At 38.3% G+C, this 14,971-nt stretch carries 15 protein-coding genes; 5 read left to right on the top strand and 10 right to left on the bottom strand.

Annotated features, from left to right (window positions below; genetic code table 11):
* Positions 1-17: 17 nt before the first annotated feature.
* On the bottom strand, positions 18-1,184 hold the full coding sequence (locus QNI22_RS31325) for an HlyD family secretion protein (RefSeq protein ID WP_314517082.1): 1,167 nt from the start codon (positions 1,182-1,184) through the stop codon (positions 18-20).
* Between the two features lie 86 nt (positions 1,185-1,270).
* Positions 1,271-3,451 carry a peptidase domain-containing ABC transporter gene (locus tag QNI22_RS31320; RefSeq protein WP_314517080.1) on the bottom strand — a complete coding sequence of 727 codons (2,181 nt, stop codon included), beginning with the start codon at positions 3,449-3,451 and terminating at the stop codon, positions 1,271-1,273.
* A gap of 492 nt (positions 3,452-3,943) precedes the next feature.
* Between QNI22_RS31320 and QNI22_RS31315 the strand changes: the two genes are divergently transcribed.
* Together QNI22_RS31315 and QNI22_RS31310 are read left to right on the top strand one after the other, a co-directional pair.
* Entirely contained in the window at positions 3,944-4,624 is a 681-nt protein-coding gene (locus QNI22_RS31315) for a DNA-processing protein DprA (RefSeq protein ID WP_314517078.1), read from the top strand.
* Complete coding sequence (locus QNI22_RS31310) at positions 4,614-5,246, top strand: phosphoribosyltransferase (RefSeq protein ID WP_314517076.1); 633 nt, start codon at positions 4,614-4,616, stop codon at positions 5,244-5,246. The genes QNI22_RS31315 and QNI22_RS31310 overlap by 11 nt, the downstream gene beginning before the upstream one ends.
* Before the next feature lie 110 nt (positions 5,247-5,356).
* Here the strand turns inward: QNI22_RS31310 and QNI22_RS31305 are convergent, their stop codons facing one another.
* Both QNI22_RS31305 and QNI22_RS31300 read right to left on the bottom strand, forming a co-directional pair.
* Complete coding sequence (locus tag QNI22_RS31305) at positions 5,357-5,605, bottom strand: hypothetical protein (RefSeq protein WP_314517074.1); 249 nt, start codon at positions 5,603-5,605, stop codon at positions 5,357-5,359.
* 557 nt (positions 5,606-6,162) lie between these two features.
* Positions 6,163-7,182, bottom strand: a complete 1,020-nt coding sequence (locus QNI22_RS31300; RefSeq protein ID WP_314517073.1) for a leucine-rich repeat domain-containing protein — start codon at positions 7,180-7,182, stop codon at positions 6,163-6,165.
* A gap of 208 nt (positions 7,183-7,390) precedes the next feature.
* Here QNI22_RS31300 and QNI22_RS31295 point away from each other — a divergent pair, with 208 nt between their 5' ends.
* Together QNI22_RS31295 and QNI22_RS31290 are read left to right on the top strand one after the other, a co-directional pair.
* A complete protein-coding gene (locus QNI22_RS31295) occupies positions 7,391-7,738 on the top strand; it encodes a hypothetical protein (protein ID WP_314517071.1) in 348 nt (115 codons plus the stop codon).
* Between the two features lie 724 nt (positions 7,739-8,462).
* Positions 8,463-9,029, top strand: coding sequence for a hypothetical protein (locus QNI22_RS31290; RefSeq protein ID WP_314517070.1), 567 nt, complete (start codon positions 8,463-8,465; stop codon positions 9,027-9,029).
* A gap of 6 nt (positions 9,030-9,035) precedes the next feature.
* Here the strand turns inward: QNI22_RS31290 and QNI22_RS31285 are convergent, their stop codons facing one another.
* From QNI22_RS31285 to QNI22_RS31260, 6 genes are all read right to left on the bottom strand, one after another.
* Entirely contained in the window at positions 9,036-10,046 is a 1,011-nt protein-coding gene (locus QNI22_RS31285) for a HEPN domain-containing protein (RefSeq protein WP_314517068.1), read from the bottom strand.
* A gap of 185 nt (positions 10,047-10,231) precedes the next feature.
* Positions 10,232-10,444, bottom strand: coding sequence for a hypothetical protein (locus QNI22_RS31280; protein WP_314517067.1), 213 nt, complete (start codon positions 10,442-10,444; stop codon positions 10,232-10,234).
* Positions 10,445-10,723: 279 nt separating this feature from the next.
* Positions 10,724-11,116 carry a hypothetical protein gene (locus tag QNI22_RS31275; protein ID WP_314517066.1) on the bottom strand — a complete coding sequence of 131 codons (393 nt, stop codon included), beginning with the start codon at positions 11,114-11,116 and terminating at the stop codon, positions 10,724-10,726.
* Positions 11,117-11,218: 102 nt separating this feature from the next.
* Positions 11,219-11,611: a hypothetical protein gene (locus tag QNI22_RS31270; protein ID WP_314517065.1), complete on the bottom strand. Its 393-nt coding sequence runs from the start codon at positions 11,609-11,611 to the stop codon at positions 11,219-11,221.
* Between the two features lie 58 nt (positions 11,612-11,669).
* Positions 11,670-12,197 carry a hypothetical protein gene (locus tag QNI22_RS31265; RefSeq protein WP_314517063.1) on the bottom strand — a complete coding sequence of 176 codons (528 nt, stop codon included), beginning with the start codon at positions 12,195-12,197 and terminating at the stop codon, positions 11,670-11,672.
* 144 nt (positions 12,198-12,341) lie between these two features.
* Positions 12,342-13,475: a tyrosine-type recombinase/integrase gene (locus QNI22_RS31260; protein ID WP_314517061.1), complete on the bottom strand. Its 1,134-nt coding sequence runs from the start codon at positions 13,473-13,475 to the stop codon at positions 12,342-12,344.
* 621 nt (positions 13,476-14,096) lie between these two features.
* On the opposite strand from QNI22_RS31260, the gene QNI22_RS31255 reads away from it, so the two are divergent.
* Entirely contained in the window at positions 14,097-14,540 is a 444-nt protein-coding gene (locus QNI22_RS31255; RefSeq protein ID WP_314517060.1) for a JAB domain-containing protein, read from the top strand.
* Positions 14,541-14,971: the final 431 nt, after the last annotated feature.

Raw genomic sequence — 14,971 nt, 5'->3', positions numbered from 1 at the left:
TATTTTAATGGCTATGATCACTTTATAATAAGTGGATTTAACCAATCATCAGTTGTATCATACAATAATTGAAATAAACTGCGTTGGGTAACCACAAAACGGGCATGTAGTGTCATTCCTTTCTTTAAATACGCCATATATCCGTTTTTGAGAGAAAGTGTTTGCTTATCCAATTTGCACTTCACTTTAAAAACAGGTTTGTTGTTGATCAGGGTAAAGTCATTCCCAATGTCAATGATCTTCCCCGAAATCAGTCCCCAGTCATTGTAATTAAAGGCATCTATTTGAAGATTGACTTTCATCCCTTCTTTCACGAGTCCAATATCTTCAGGAGGAAGATAACACTCTGCGATCAGGTTGGAATCCGGCGAGATAATTCCCAGCATTTCCCCCTCCTCAATAAAACTGCCAACATATTTACCACTTAGCTGCTGTACTGTGCCTGCAATTGGTGATTTGATGGTATATAATTCTTTTTCAGCAAAGAGTTGCTGTCTCTGCGCCTCTAATGCATCTATTTCCAGCTGATAAGCATTAAGTTGTCCCTGCCAGAGTGAAAGTTGCGTCTCAATGAGCGTATTATACTCATTGAGGGCTTGGGTATAGACAAATTGTTTCTCTTCGAGTTCAACCTGAGCTATCACTTTTTGGGTATAAAGTAACTGGTGGCGTTCCAGTTCTTTTCTGGTTTTGGAGAGAATATGCTGCTTTTCAAGGGTTTGTAATCTGAACTGGTTGTATTGCTGGGTATAAACAGGAGAGAGTGTTTTTATCCGTTGTAGTAATTGTGTGCGAGGGGTACTGATAAGATGCTTCAGATCGGTTATAAACTGTTTTTTTTCTAAAAGGCTGGACTTGCTCAGTGCTAGCTTACTATCGGCAATTTTACTGGTAAGGCTAAACAATACCTGTCCTTGTTTTACAGACTGATTTTCTTTTACATAAACCTCGGCTACAATTCCAGAGACTATTGCTTTGAGTTCATTCTTCTCTGCTGCTGTCCGGATGGTACCTGCACTCTTTACAGAAACATCGACCTTGACAAAAGGGAGTACTATAATGGAAAGCAGAATCAGGGTTAACACAGATAGATAAATGATCTGGCTTTTCACAGAAACAGTAGGCAAATACGCTTCTGTTGTGTTGGTAATAATTTCTGTGGGGACTAATCTAAGCTCACTCATTGTAACAATTTTCTGATTGACAATCTTCTAGTTGGTTTTGTAGTGTTTTAAGCAGTTAACGGATATACTTTACAAACCAACTTGCTTTACATGCCAAATTGTACTCGCCATAATTTGCTATAGATAGTATCCTGTTCAAGTAGCTGTTCATGGGTACCTTCTGCCATTACCTGTCCATTTTCCAGTGCAATGATCTTATCTGCATTTTTGATAGTGGAAAGTCTGTGCGCAATGATTAAAACAGTTTTACCCTCTTTACGTAAATTCTCAATAGTAGTTTGGACATATTGCTCTGAGATACTATCGAGCGAAGAAGTGGCTTCATCCAGAATTAAAATTTCCGGATTGCGATACAATGCCCGCGCAATAGCCAGCCGTTGACGCTCCCCACCGGAAAGATTTATGCCATTTTCTCCTAAGAGTGCATTAAATCCGCCCGGGAGTTTTTCAATGAATTCGCTTATCCCCAACTGTGCCGAAAGGGAGAGCACTTTCTGCATATTGGGTGTATGATCTCCAACAGCAATGTTTTCCAGTATGCTTGTACTAAACAGATCAATCTGCTGAGGAACAACGCTTACCATGTGGCGCAAGCTTTTGGTGGAAACATAGCGGATATCATACTGGCCAAGGGTAATGTTTCCTTCACTGAGGGGATACAGGTTTTGGAGTAAGGATAAAAGGGTTGATTTGCCGGAACCACTCTCGCCAATAATTGCAACAATACTGCCTTTGGGAATGGTAAAACTAAGTTTATCAAATACCTTCTGACGGGTTCCATACCGAAATGAAACATTTTTAAATTGTATATCTCCTATTAGTTCTGGTGTCAGATCAACCTTATTCTCATTTTCCTCCCGTTCCAGATCCATGATTTCAAACAGCCGATCTGTGGCTATTACAGCCTCTTGGATAGACTTGTTGGCGGCAAGTAAATTGGTAGCTGGAAGGGTAAAATACCCAACCAGGGTATAAAATGATAGCAATTCTCCAGGTGTTAACTCTCCATCGATCACAAAGTAACTTCCTGTCCAAAGCAGAATAATCGTAAACAAACGGGACAGAAACTCTCCGGCTGTTGAAATAAATAATGTATTTTTTCCGGAATGGAAAACATTTCTGAGCAGTTGAACAAAACGGATTTCTGTTTTCAGATTGGCATGCTCTTCCAGCCCGAATCGTTTGATGGTTGCTGCCGCATTCAAAGACTCTACCAGCTGAATTTCCAGATTGGCTGAACTTTCCATCCATTGCCGCTGCAACCGTTTATTGATTTGGTTTGCAATAAAATAGACAACCCCATAGAGGGGAATGATTGCCGTCAGGATAAAAGCCAGCTTCCAGTAATAGGTGAACATTAGTGCAAAGGAAAAAAATACGATGAACAGATTCACTACCAGATTCAAGGCAACATCATTGATAAAGGCACGTATCTTCACCGCATCATTGACCCGTGAAATGATTTCACCTACCTGCATGGTATCAAAAAATGTCTGGGGCAGCCTCATCAGATGTTTGTAGTAACCAAGGATCAGGCGGGCATCAATCTGTTGACCCGTTTTGAGCATAAACATACTTTTGAACCAACTGATCAGAAGCTGAAAAGCCAGAATAACAATCATTGCCACACTTAGCAGGTTCAATAGGTTTTTATTGCCTTCCACCAGCACTGAATCTGTTATTTTCTGAATGTAAACCGAGGTGGAGAGCCCAAGGACTGTATAAGTGATAGCCCCTGCTAGTGCCTGGAGCATGACAGTTTTATGAGGAGTAAGCAAAGTCCAGAACCGTCGAAAGAACGAAATCTTCTCATTGCCCTGCTTGAATCTTCCTTCGTCAGGTAATAAAAGTAGAAGAACTCCGGTCCACTCTTTTCTAAAGTCTTCATGTGATTTTCTATGTAGTCTTCCATCAATAGGGTCCATTACCCTGATGTAGTTTTTACTTACATGGTAAATCACTACATAGTGATGGGAAACTAGCTGCTCTTTTTCTGCCGAGGTGTTTGGTTTTAGTACAACATGAGCAATACAGGGAAGTGGTATCTGAGTAAGACTTTCAAAGCTGCCCTTTACCCCTTTGGCCTGAAAACCCAGCTTGGTGGCAGCCTCCATCAGACCTGACAGGTTGGTTCCTTTCTTATCTGTGCCTGCATACTGACGGATTCGGGCAAGGGGTAAATGCAATTTGTAGTATGCTGCAACGGACGCCAGACAGGCAGCTCCGCAATCTGTAAGATCGTGTTGTTTGATTTGTATGGCTCTCATGTAAAATAGCTGGCTTTGCATTGGCTTGGTTGTTAGAAGGCCAAATACACTAGAGGAATTGGTTTTCTAAAAAATGAAGTAAAAAGTGAAGCAGGTAAATTTAGAACAAAAAAGATTTTTATGAAGTGAAATGCATAAGTATGTTCAATTTTGAATGGCGAGACTGTCTGAGTAAAAGTTATAATTTTATAGTGTAGGTAATTGAAAATCAGTTGTTTTTGGTTAGTATTGATCTAAAATATTTTTTTGGTGTAATTCAATAGTGAAAATATTTACATGCAATTATAGTATCTTTGGGCTTGGATCAAGTGGCAAAAACCCTCTAGAGCTTAGTAGTTTCTAGTTAGTATAGCTGTATACAAAACGAAAACCTTTTGTCTTAATTTTCCTGTACTTTCCTTGATAGATACATTGGAAATGTACTATATTTGGTCTAAAGATCAACTCTGGAAGAAAATAATCTGAAGTGACTTTTTAATCCTGACAACCTATATGACTTTACAAATCAATATAAAGGAAACGCTTGGAGAATTGACAACTTCGGAGGCAAAAAATGCACCGGACATATTATTTTGTGAAGGAGATATCAACCTCCTTTTGGAAGGAATCAGAGTTTCTGTTGTAGGATCAAGAAATGTTTCCCCTTCAGGTATAATAAGAGCACAATCTTTAACCAGGGCTTTGGTAAAACATGGAATCACTGTAGTGAGTGGCCTTGCCGAAGGAGTGGATACCATTGCTCATAGGACAGCAATCGAGAATGGAGGCAAAACCATAGCTGTCCTGGGAACACCCTTAAGTCAGGTATACCCAAAGTCAAATACGGCCTTGTTGGAAAGTATTAAAACCAATCATCTGGCTATTTCCCAATTTCCTGAAAACTACCCCTTTCAAAAAAAGAACTTTCCTGTTCGCAATCGAACAATGGCTTTAATCAGTGATGCAACCATCATTATTGAAGCAAAAGAAAACAGTGGGACAAGACATCAGGGTTGGGAAGCGTTGAGGTTAGGGCGCATAGTGTATTTACTAGAAAATGTTGTCCAGGATAAGGCCAATACCTGGGCACAGGAAATGTTAAATTATGGTGCTCAGATTCTGACAAGAGAAAATCTGGAAGATTATCTGTATGCCATACCCAGTTTAACAGGAAGGAAAGAAGTTGTCTTTTAATCTACCCTATGCCTGTCTGGCAAATTACTCACCAAGAGGTAGCAGTGAACTTTCGGTAAAGTCCAGAGACGTATGTGCAAGAGTTAAGAAAGGGTCTGAGAAGACGATTAGCAGTGCTTTTGTGTACTTTGATGCTGCTACCATGACAATCTTTAGCCCTTTTCTGAATGCAGATACGTTGCTTATTCCTGTGCCGAGGAGTTCTTTATTACAACCTGATTCAGTGTGGCCAGGCTTAATTATCTCAAATCTGTTAGTAGCTTCTGGACATGGTAGTCAGGTATCTACCTGTCTACAAAGAACCAGAGCTGTGCCTAAATCTTCCGGAAGCTACAGCGCCGAGTCAAGGCCATCCATTGAAACGCAATTGGAGAGCTTACATGTTGAACCGGAAATGATAACGCACAGGCAAATTACTTTGATAGATGATGTGTTAACGCTTGGTAGAACCTCAATCGCTTGTGCATTAAAACTTAGAGAGGCCTATCCACAGGTAGAAATAAAGCTTTTTGTATTGCTACAGACAAAGAGCCGTATCTCTGAAATTACTCAATTTATTGAGCCCTATGTGGGTGAAATAACCTATAACCCCAATACAGGCAAAGCATCACGCTCTGGATAAAACATGTAAGAGGATAGTCAATATGTAAATAGATTTAAGGTGTTGGTAGATTTGGTGTCTAGATTCGGTATTTTTCTTTTAGATCTTAGTAATACTTTGATTGGATCGTGCTACTCAAGGCAAGGGTAAGGTATCTTATCCAGATAAGCACTCAGCCTGGATATGTCTTTAAAAGCCATCAGGTCAACGATCTGATTTGCCTGAGGATCATAGCGGAGCTCTACATAAAAGTCCCCCAGGGAATACAAACTAAAGGAATGGTCTTGCTCAATATGGCAATCCAGAAAAGTTCCTCCCTGCCAGGTAAGCTCGGCTTTCTGATTTAATGGCAAATCGGAGAATACAAGATAACTAATCATAGATGGAAGATTTAAAGGACACAAGTTTACCTGGAATTAAATCTCTGTAAAGGTAAACTAAATAGGTCTGATTTATTTTGGATTACTGACCTAAACATACATAGGTAATTGAGCTTTCAAATTGCTCAACACAGGCAAATAAAGCATGTTTGATTAACCTGTTAGCTAATCAGGTGATTGATTTCAGCGAGCCATACAGGTGCTAAAATTTTGGTCTATGCGCTCAGCTCCTCTTTGCTCTGGTACTTCTGTGAGCTATTTGCTGAACACAGTCAAGAATATAGCCAGCAAGTACTTAGCTAATCCGGTTCGCTCAGCTAATCCAGCTAAAAAGCAGCCAGCAAAAGCAAAATCAGCTGAAGCTAATCAGCTCAGCTGTCAGTACTGTCAGCGAGCTAATTTCAAAAACCAATCTGCATTGAATGCCCATGTGGGTAGGTGCAAGCTACATTCTAAGTTACATTCTAAGTTACATTCCAAGTTAGACGCTTATTTATAACTTCAGCATTTTTCATTTTCAGGAAAACGTATGCTCTACTCTCCAAACACCAAAACCTTTAGAAATCTACCTTACAGTTAGGTAGCCACTCGCGGATCTGGGCTATGGTTTGCTCAGACATAGGGTTTCCCTTTAGGTATATATACTTTAACTCAGGTAGTAACCGTATTTGTTCGGGCAGGTGCTGAAGTTGATTACGTTGTAACTCTAATGTTTGTAGTTTTTTTAGCTGCACTATCTCTAAAGGAACTTGCGTCAATTGATTGGTATCAAGAGCCAAACTTATCAGCTGAGTTAATTTTCCTATCTCTGCCGGACAGTTGTCAATCTGATTGGTACCCAAATCAAGCACCTTTAGTTTAACCAGGTTTCCAATCAAGGTAGGAATCTTCTGTAACTGGCAATGTGACAGAACCAGTGTTTCAAGCTTTGTCAGATTCCAAATATTTGGAAATTCATCTAACTTACTACCTCTCAAGTCCAGATCCTGCAGGTTTACTAAACGTTCAATCTGTGGCGATATTTCTGTAAGCTGATTCGAATGTAGATCCAGTGTTTCCAACTGAGTTAGATTCCAGATTTCATCTGGCAGTTCTTTTAACTTAGTCATGCCCAGCCTCAATTCTTTCAATTGGGTTAGTGAGCCAATAGCCTTTGGAAAATGACCAAGCGGATTGAAATACAAATCAACTTTCTGCAATCCAGTTAATTGTGCTAATTCATCGGGAAGCGTTTTTACGAATTGCCCATTGATAATAAATTCTCTCAGATGTGTCAGATAGCGGATCTGTGTAGGAACTTCTTTAATTTCATAGGGGCTTGTGTTGCTCATATCCAGTACCTCTCTTGGATGCACATACTCCCAGCCGGAATAAACCCGCAAAATCTTTTCTGCCAGTGTGGACTCTTTTCGTTCCTGGCCGGTAGTCATCCATTTATAGAGGATTTCCATATCGGTTATGAACTCGCCTATATCAAGAGATAACGATTGGGCGGTTTCTAATCCAAGCTGAATATTTTCCAGTTGCCCGGACTGCAATAATTGCATACAATTTTCTTTTTCGAGTGTAGTATCCATAGAAAAATAAAATAGATAAGGATAGCAAGATAATTATTTTAACGTGAATCCCTGATTAGCTATCTCTGATCAGCTATCTCTGATTCGCTATTTTCGATTAGTAGTTCTTATTACTTTTCTGAATATCCGGATTATTCCTCTTTTCTACTTTTTGCTATATTGTATCACACCTTATTGTATTACTTATTACTTAGCTAGTAAAACCAACATGGGATATTCAACAGCGTTCGAAGGTCAATTTAATTTCTCCAGATCATTGACTGAAACAGAAAGAAACATTTTGAAAGAGTTTACAGATAAAACACATGATGTGGCAATAATGCCAAGTACCTGGTGTCAATGGGTGTCCAATGAAAACGGTACGGCTTTAGTATGGGATGGAGGCGAAAAGTTTAATACCTATATCGAGTGGTTACACTATTTGATCAAAAACTATTTTGAGCAGTGGGGTATTAAATTGGATGGGGAGGTAAACTGGTATGGTGATGAGAGTGCAGATAAAGGAATCATTACAATAAAAGATAATTACATGACAATAAAAGCTTTATATAAATAACATAATTCAGAACTCACATTACTTTATTACATTCAGAGAAGCCCCTGTCTGATTTAGTGCAATCTACTTCCTGTAAAATGGCCCATTTTCTCACACGTTGAGAAAATATACTATATAGAATATATATACTTACTTAAAGTAAGTAAATGGCCCTTATGGATATGTCCGTAATGGCTGTATTTTTTTGCCTGTCTGTAAATCCAACTTTGTATCCGGAGCTAGACACTTAGTGCCTAAAAGCGAAATCTACCAATTCCGCGAAACATACCAGCAATGAATGTGAACAATGATGTGATAGTATCGATCCGGGCACTACCCTATGATTGTATAACTTTTGTTGCCTGCATCCAGATAGATGACCAACTCCAGCAATATTCCGGGGCTTAGTTAAATAATAACTAATGACCTCCTAAATCCTTAATTAATTCAACGTATGCGCCCGACCAACTACATATTGATAGTGAGGCTTACAGGCAATATCTGATTTTGCTGGTATCAGCGCACAGAAGGGAATCAAATCAGCTGAAACTGCCAAAGACAGAAAGGTAAGTGCCTTAAAGTTGCGAAGCGTCTGAATCAGGATCAATACAATGCTGCAGTCCAGGCTGCTGAAGCAGAAATAGAAAAGAAGACAACCGAAATCAAACGACGCCAGGCACGAATTGACAAACAAGTAAAGCTAGGAGAGGCGATCATAAATACAGCTGTTGCCGTTACTGCAGCTATGGCAAAACCTGCTATTCCTCCGTTTCCTTCAGCTATTGCAGCAGATGTAATTGGTGCATTACAGATTGCTAAAGTAGCATCAACTCCATTGCAATATGCGAAGGGTGGTAAAATTAATGCTACGGCTGGTGTTCCGTCGGCTGGCCAACTGCATAGTATTGGAGGAATCAAAATGATTGATGGAGCGACAGGGGAACACTTGGGTGAATGGGAGAGAGGGGAGCCTTATATGATTCTCTCTAGGAATACCTATGCAAATAATCGGGAGATTGTAGATTCTTTGTTGCATAGTAGTCTTTACCGGAATGGAGCTCCTATTGTGAGTCGTAGATTTGAAGATGGAGGGATCATGACAGCCGGCTCTGCATCAGGTACACTTTCAGATAATAACCAATCAACAGCAACAGCTCCAGATCTGACTGGTCAGATGATTAGCTTGCTACAGGAGATCAATGTCAATACTCGAAACTTTCCAAAGTTATTGAAAGCATATACTGTTCTTTCGGAAATGAATGCAGCTCAGGAGTTGCAGAATGAAATTGATATCGAAAGCTCTTTTGGGTAAAATAGCCTAGCACTGTTTTAAATCTGTAATTAATTGGGGTTCAATGAGTGCTTGAAGTAATACCTTTCGACACAATTCTTTTACAAAATCTAACACCTTATATCTGTCTTTAAGCATTGATAATTTGTCACTAAAGTCAGCTTGTGTACCATGAGCAATACTACTTCGATAGTCATAGAGTTTCTCTATGAGTTTATCCCAGTTAACTGTATTTGGTGTTTTAAAATGTTTTTGAAAATCAATTGGCTCGGAGAATCGATTATTAAGAAGAGACATCTTTTTTTGAAGTTGATGAGTCAAGGAGACTCCTCCTGGGGTTCTATTCTGATTAGTAGTCAAAACTAATTCTAGGATAGAGAAATATGACAATATTTTAAATGCAGAGCTATCAGATATGCTTTTTACTTCTAAGAAATCCTTTAATGCCTTTTGAATAAAATCAAAAGCTGGTTTATGTTTAAAATTTATACATTTCTGATAAATAAAATTGAGTTCTTCTATACCTTTATTATCTATTATTTTAGGCCCTTGTTGATAAAAATAAAAAGGGCTTGATGTATCATAGGTATAATTAAATGTTGAAAGGCCATCCATTAAATAATTTGGTATATGCCGTGTTGAAATGTCATTATTTTGATCAAAGTATACTTCAAATAAAACAGTTAAATCAAGCGATGATAACGTAAGCGCAAGTTTTAAAGAGTTTCCGGCTTGCCTTCTTTTGTGTTCAATCACATAATAATTCCACTTTGCTTCAGGAACACCCTGATAAAGGACGCCATTGCTTGTAGGGACTCTTTCTATTTCAAATTTGTTTGTCCATATATTAGGTACATTTGCTAACAATAAATAGTCAATCTGTCTTTTGATGTACTCTATTTGAACTTTTGAAGCTTTGACTAATTGATAATGATCGAATAGTTGAAGTGGCACTAATTGTTTAGCATCAATCCAATCTCCCAAAAAAACAAAAGATTTAGTATTTTGAACTATAGAATATCTAGAGACAGTAAGCATGTTAGAAAGTACAATGAAGTTTTTTAATTCTTTATTTCTATAAAGGATAGGACAAAAAAGAGGGTCGAAAAATAACGCCTTTTATGTTAAGAAATTTTTCCAAGAGAAAACTAAACCCGTTAGCAAGCCTGTTCCATCGTGGACCATAGGGCAAATAACGGGTTAGTACAATTTTATTAATATTTTTAAATTATACCTGACTTAGCAGGTGTTGGAGCCATTCCTTTTTTATAAAAGACAATGAGCACATATTCAACTCCATTGAAGACTAGATGAGACTCTGAGTAAATACAATATGGGTTCTTAAGAAAGAACTCTTTGCAGGACGTTGTAAGTGCAGTAAGGTCATGACTTATAAAACTAGCGGTATCCAGATCTTTAAATTTGATAGGGTCCATATATTGAATAGAGTTTAGGTTTGCAGTAAATCAACGTCTTTCTTTATGAAAGAAAAAGGGTATTTTCCCCATGTTGTATATAGGAAAAACACCCTTTATAAATTTCAATTTGCTACTAATGCATAAAAGGCAAAAGCCAGACACTCCCGTCTGGCTTCGCACAACTGAGCAGGATAACTAGAGCCTGCCACTTATAAGCTGTACAAATATATATTTGCAGTCCGAAATTACAATATTGCTAAAGAAAACGCCTGGACAATTTGACCAGGCGTTTTTTATTTAATTTCTACGTCTTGAAAATGCAAAACCAATATAAGGTGTTGGTTCAGGACCAGGAGTTAAAACCCTGGAATCAAAGTCTTTTTGTTGCAGTATATGATCGTCATTCCACCAATAACATGCTACTTTATGGTCTTTGAGCCCAGCACACCATAGTTCAATGTCTAAATTAGATCTTAAATACACTTTTTTGCCCATCTCAAAAGTCATTAAATTAGGCAAGCCTTTCTCAACAACTCCAAGCAATTCAGTAGGTATTTCTATAGTGTGAAGGTTTTTTTTGGCATCGAAATACATACAATGACTAATTCCCACACTTTGATCGAAAATAGTCATCTCTCGACCTTCATTGCCAAGTTTTACAACATGGCTAATAGTTAATGAATTGTTCATTACATTTAGGTTTTTATGAATAATTTTAATAAGACATTTCAATATAAGAAAAGCCTGGTTAGTTTGACCAGGCTTTTCTTAATGCTCTTATATAATAGTATATTATCTATTGTAGGTATTCCAAACTCTTTTAATATCTAAATGACAAGCAATAAAATTCTTCTCTGCCGGTGAAGCCTCTTGTTCACGTTCTGTAACAAAATAATAAGCTGCATCAGATAATAATATGAAACGTCTAGACTCATCTTCGTTCAACTCTACAGGTCTCAGATTATATCTATCTTCCATCCAATCTAAAATTTTATTGCGAATGTCATCATATTCGACTTCAAGATTTACAATATCCTCTGGATCTTTTTCAAGCCTTACCAGAAAATGGTGATTATCTTCCCTTATAAAAACAAGCCTCTGTGTTTCACTTTTTTCTCTTACTATAGCAAAAAGAGTAATAATATAACTAAGCCAGGCTTCTACTTTAGAAATATTAAGTTTCATATCTTTTTTCTTTAAAGTGAGTATGATTAAATAGGTATTTTGCTTAATGTCAAATATTTTATTTCTCTATTAACTTTAAAGCTTCTGAAATTTTCTTTGCATTCTTTTCTTTAGTGTCATCCTCAACATAGCCATCTGTTGTATAGATTCTGTCTCTAACAACAATATTATTTTTCAATTGCTCAAATTGTTCTTTATTAATAGGATAGGATACTTCTATTCCTTGTCCAGTACTACCTGCTAATCCTTTAGCGCCACAGCCTGTACAAGTAACAGTGTATCTGAGATTAGGAAGCTTAACAAACTCTCCATTGCTTAGTTTAAACATTATTTCCTGATCCTTATCAATAGAAAATACACCTGCTCCTTTCATCATCTTTAAATCAAAATAGTCCTGATCATTAATTCGTGATATCCTGAAATAGGTAGTAAACTTCATTGTCATATTTAACGCTTCCCAAGAAGTACGTTTGACCTTATTGTTGGTGAATTCGTCAACCTTATTTTCTTCTAATGTCTGACTAAATGCCAGTGAAGTTGTGCCAAGCATAACCGTCATTAAAATGACGAGAGTTTTTTTATTCATTGTTTCGTTTTTGAGTATGCTATTTTTTTGATGAATACTAAAAATGACTATCCAGGTAAATGAAAAGGATTGTATCTGAAAGAAAAAAGGTATTTTCCCCAGTTAAAAACGGGAAAAACACCTTTTGACAAATCAAATAATTTCCTATTTGAAATACGCTTGTAATACTGTAAGATCTACTCTTACATAGTGCTTTTGTGTGGTAGCAATGTTAGAATGTCCAAGCATACTACTTACAAGAGCATACGGAACACCAGACTGGAGCCAGAGAGCGCCAGCTGTTTTTCTCATCACATGGCTGGTAAGTTTGAAAGGTAAGTTTATCAGCTCTCCTATTGTTCCCAGGTATGCATTATACTTTTGATTGCTGATTTTTGGCAAAGTATACTCATAGGCTTGCAGGATCTTCAGCGCCTCATCAAAAAAAGGCAACAGTGCTATCTGTCCGGATTTACCCCTTGCTTTCTTTATCCACCTTTTATTATTGGCTATAATAACATCTTTCTCGTAATCGAAACTCATCATATCACCAAAAGAAAAGCCAGTGTATCTCTGAAATAATGCTAAATCCCTAGCTTTAATAAGGTGAAAATTCTGGTGATCAAATGCGGCCATGTCGCTGATCTGTTGCTCTGTCATATAGATTGGTGTTTTAGGTTTACCTTTTGAAATTTTATAATCTAGTGCTCCCAGGTGTATGGGAATCTGCTTTGTTTTACAAAATCGTAATACCTCTCTTACAGAATCAATATACCGATAGAGGTATTCCTGTGATTTAATTTTTTTCTCAGTTCGTAAATAGTGCTCCAGCTCCTCGAGCAGACCAGGCGTGAATTCTTCAGGTAAAATTTTGTCTTTGCGCTGAAGCTTCAGAAATGCTTCTATGTGCTTGAGTCTTCTTTCATAGCGCTTTTTAGTAGTCTGGCTAAGAGTAGTTTTGCGCTTGAGACATTTTTCGAACATCTCCAGAAATGTAGATCGGGAAATTGTTTTCCCTAAAAACTGATCTTTGATTAATGCAGGTGTTACTGTTTTCTCAAGTGCATGGCTTGCTAATTTGATTTCCAGGAGCTTTTTAGTAATCAACTCCAGCTGAACATTTATATGTCCAGCAAGCGGACCAGTGGCTATTTGATTTTTTTGATCCCAATCAACAGGATCAATAGTAATCTTGCAGGAGAACTCTGCTTTACTTTGTTCAATGGAGATAGTGCACCATAGTGGACACTCACCTTTACGATTGACTTGATTCTTTCTAAGCCAATAAAGAATACTCATTTTTTAAGCATGATTAAATGAATTAGTGAAAAGTTAGTAGATGTAACATCTGTAAATTTTTCACAAAAAAAAGAAATATTTCTAAAGAGCAAGTAACACCTACAAACAAGCGCATAAAAGTGAGCAAGTAGCACATTTAGGTGAGCAAGTAGAGAGAGCAAGTGAAATGAGCAAGTGGTTTGTAAAACAGGGCAAGCGAATTCAGTAGAAAACACGGAAATTAGTATCAGCAGGGCGCTTTTTCTTCCGGAAAGGGCATAAAAAAAGCCCTAAAAACACCGTTTTTAGAGCTATAATTGAGGGTTGTGATCCCACTAGGATTCGAACCCTGTAACAACGAGTTTTTTATTGTAGTCTAAGTTCTGCCTGTGGCCTGAGTCAGACGAGAGCAAAACTACCCTACTATCCGTACACTTTCCAGTGTAAACGCTGCCTTTTCCTTTTTAGCTCTTCATTCCCAACTACTAATCCTTTAGTTTTCTAACGCACCGTAAATCGGAAAAGGCACTGGAAAGCAAGGATCTGACTCTGCTATAGCCAATATAGATCTGTGCGTATAGGCGGGTGGGAGAGGGCTATCGCCTGACACAGGGTCGGGCCGTATCCTAAACTTTCACTACCATGCGTTATCTAAACGAAATCCGTATCCACTACAAACGCCGCTCTCTGGAAATCACTTCCAAAACCATTGACTCCTCCCACACAGCAGAATCTATCTTCCGGTCAATTTGGGAAGAAGGCTCACTCGATCATCGCGAATCCTTCTATGCACTGTTTCTTTCCCGATCCAGTCAGGTAGTATCCTACTTTCGGGTCAGTGAAGGTGGTCTTTCAGGTACTGTAGCCGATGTGAAACTGATCTTCCAGGCAGCGCTTGGCTGCAATGCCTCCTCTATCATTGTTGCCCATAACCACCCTTCCGGGAATCTCAAACCCTCTCAGGCAGACAAGGATCTGACAGAAAAACTTCGCCAAGCCGGAAAGATGCTGGAACTTCCGCTTCTGGATCATCTGATTCTTAGCAGTGAAGGCTATTTCTCCTTTGCCGATGAAGGGCTTTTATAGCCCTTCTTTTCTACCTGTATGGCCTATAGCACTATAGTTAGTTGACCTCTTATTTACTACTACTTATGCAAGAATTTACGCAAGATAGGTTGGAGGAATAAATATGGATTCTTCTATGTGGATGATTTGATTGAACCATTATAACCCACATGCATCTTCACAAATACTACTTTTAAGATAAGTCCAGGATTGACCTGTTCCTTATCTTTTATCCCGCCCACTACTATGTGACAGGCGAAAGCAAAGATAGATGAGAAAAAAGGATCTTTTCAAGGGTAAAGACTGTGTCCTGATTCCTATTTAGCTCATTTAGTATTCCCCTCCCGCCCTAAAACGGACTCAGCCCCTGAAAACAAGAGGCTACCTGCTAAACCCACCCAAAGCCGATCCTTTTTTTTCATCTGGTGTGAAGCTATCGCCTGACACAGGGT

It is taken from the genome of Xanthocytophaga agilis (assembly GCF_030068605.1).
Lineage (GTDB): Bacteria > Bacteroidota > Bacteroidia > Cytophagales > 172606-1 > Xanthocytophaga > Xanthocytophaga agilis.
Note: the sequence above shows the minus strand (reverse complement) of the source record. Positions and strands in the feature narration are given on the sequence as shown.

Coding starts and splice junctions, on each gene's coding strand:
- QNI22_RS31325 (WP_314517082.1), bottom strand. CDS start 1,184: ATGAGTGAGCTTAGATTAGTCCCCACAGAAATTATTACCAACACAACA.
- QNI22_RS31320 (WP_314517080.1), bottom strand. CDS start 3,451: ATGAGAGCCATACAAATCAAACAACACGATCTTACAGATTGCGGAGCT.
- QNI22_RS31315 (WP_314517078.1), top strand. CDS start 3,944: ATGACTTTACAAATCAATATAAAGGAAACGCTTGGAGAATTGACAACT.
- QNI22_RS31305 (WP_314517074.1), bottom strand. CDS start 5,605: ATGATTAGTTATCTTGTATTCTCCGATTTGCCATTAAATCAGAAAGCC.
- QNI22_RS31300 (WP_314517073.1), bottom strand. CDS start 7,182: ATGGATACTACACTCGAAAAAGAAAATTGTATGCAATTATTGCAGTCC.
- QNI22_RS31295 (WP_314517071.1), top strand. CDS start 7,391: ATGGGATATTCAACAGCGTTCGAAGGTCAATTTAATTTCTCCAGATCA.
- QNI22_RS31290 (WP_314517070.1), top strand. CDS start 8,463: ATGGCAAAACCTGCTATTCCTCCGTTTCCTTCAGCTATTGCAGCAGAT.
- QNI22_RS31285 (WP_314517068.1), bottom strand. CDS start 10,046: ATGCTTACTGTCTCTAGATATTCTATAGTTCAAAATACTAAATCTTTT.
- QNI22_RS31280 (WP_314517067.1), bottom strand. CDS start 10,444: ATGGACCCTATCAAATTTAAAGATCTGGATACCGCTAGTTTTATAAGT.
- QNI22_RS31275 (WP_314517066.1), bottom strand. CDS start 11,116: ATGAACAATTCATTAACTATTAGCCATGTTGTAAAACTTGGCAATGAA.
- QNI22_RS31270 (WP_314517065.1), bottom strand. CDS start 11,611: ATGAAACTTAATATTTCTAAAGTAGAAGCCTGGCTTAGTTATATTATT.
- QNI22_RS31265 (WP_314517063.1), bottom strand. CDS start 12,197: ATGAATAAAAAAACTCTCGTCATTTTAATGACGGTTATGCTTGGCACA.
- QNI22_RS31260 (WP_314517061.1), bottom strand. CDS start 13,475: ATGAGTATTCTTTATTGGCTTAGAAAGAATCAAGTCAATCGTAAAGGT.
- QNI22_RS31255 (WP_314517060.1), top strand. CDS start 14,097: ATGCGTTATCTAAACGAAATCCGTATCCACTACAAACGCCGCTCTCTG.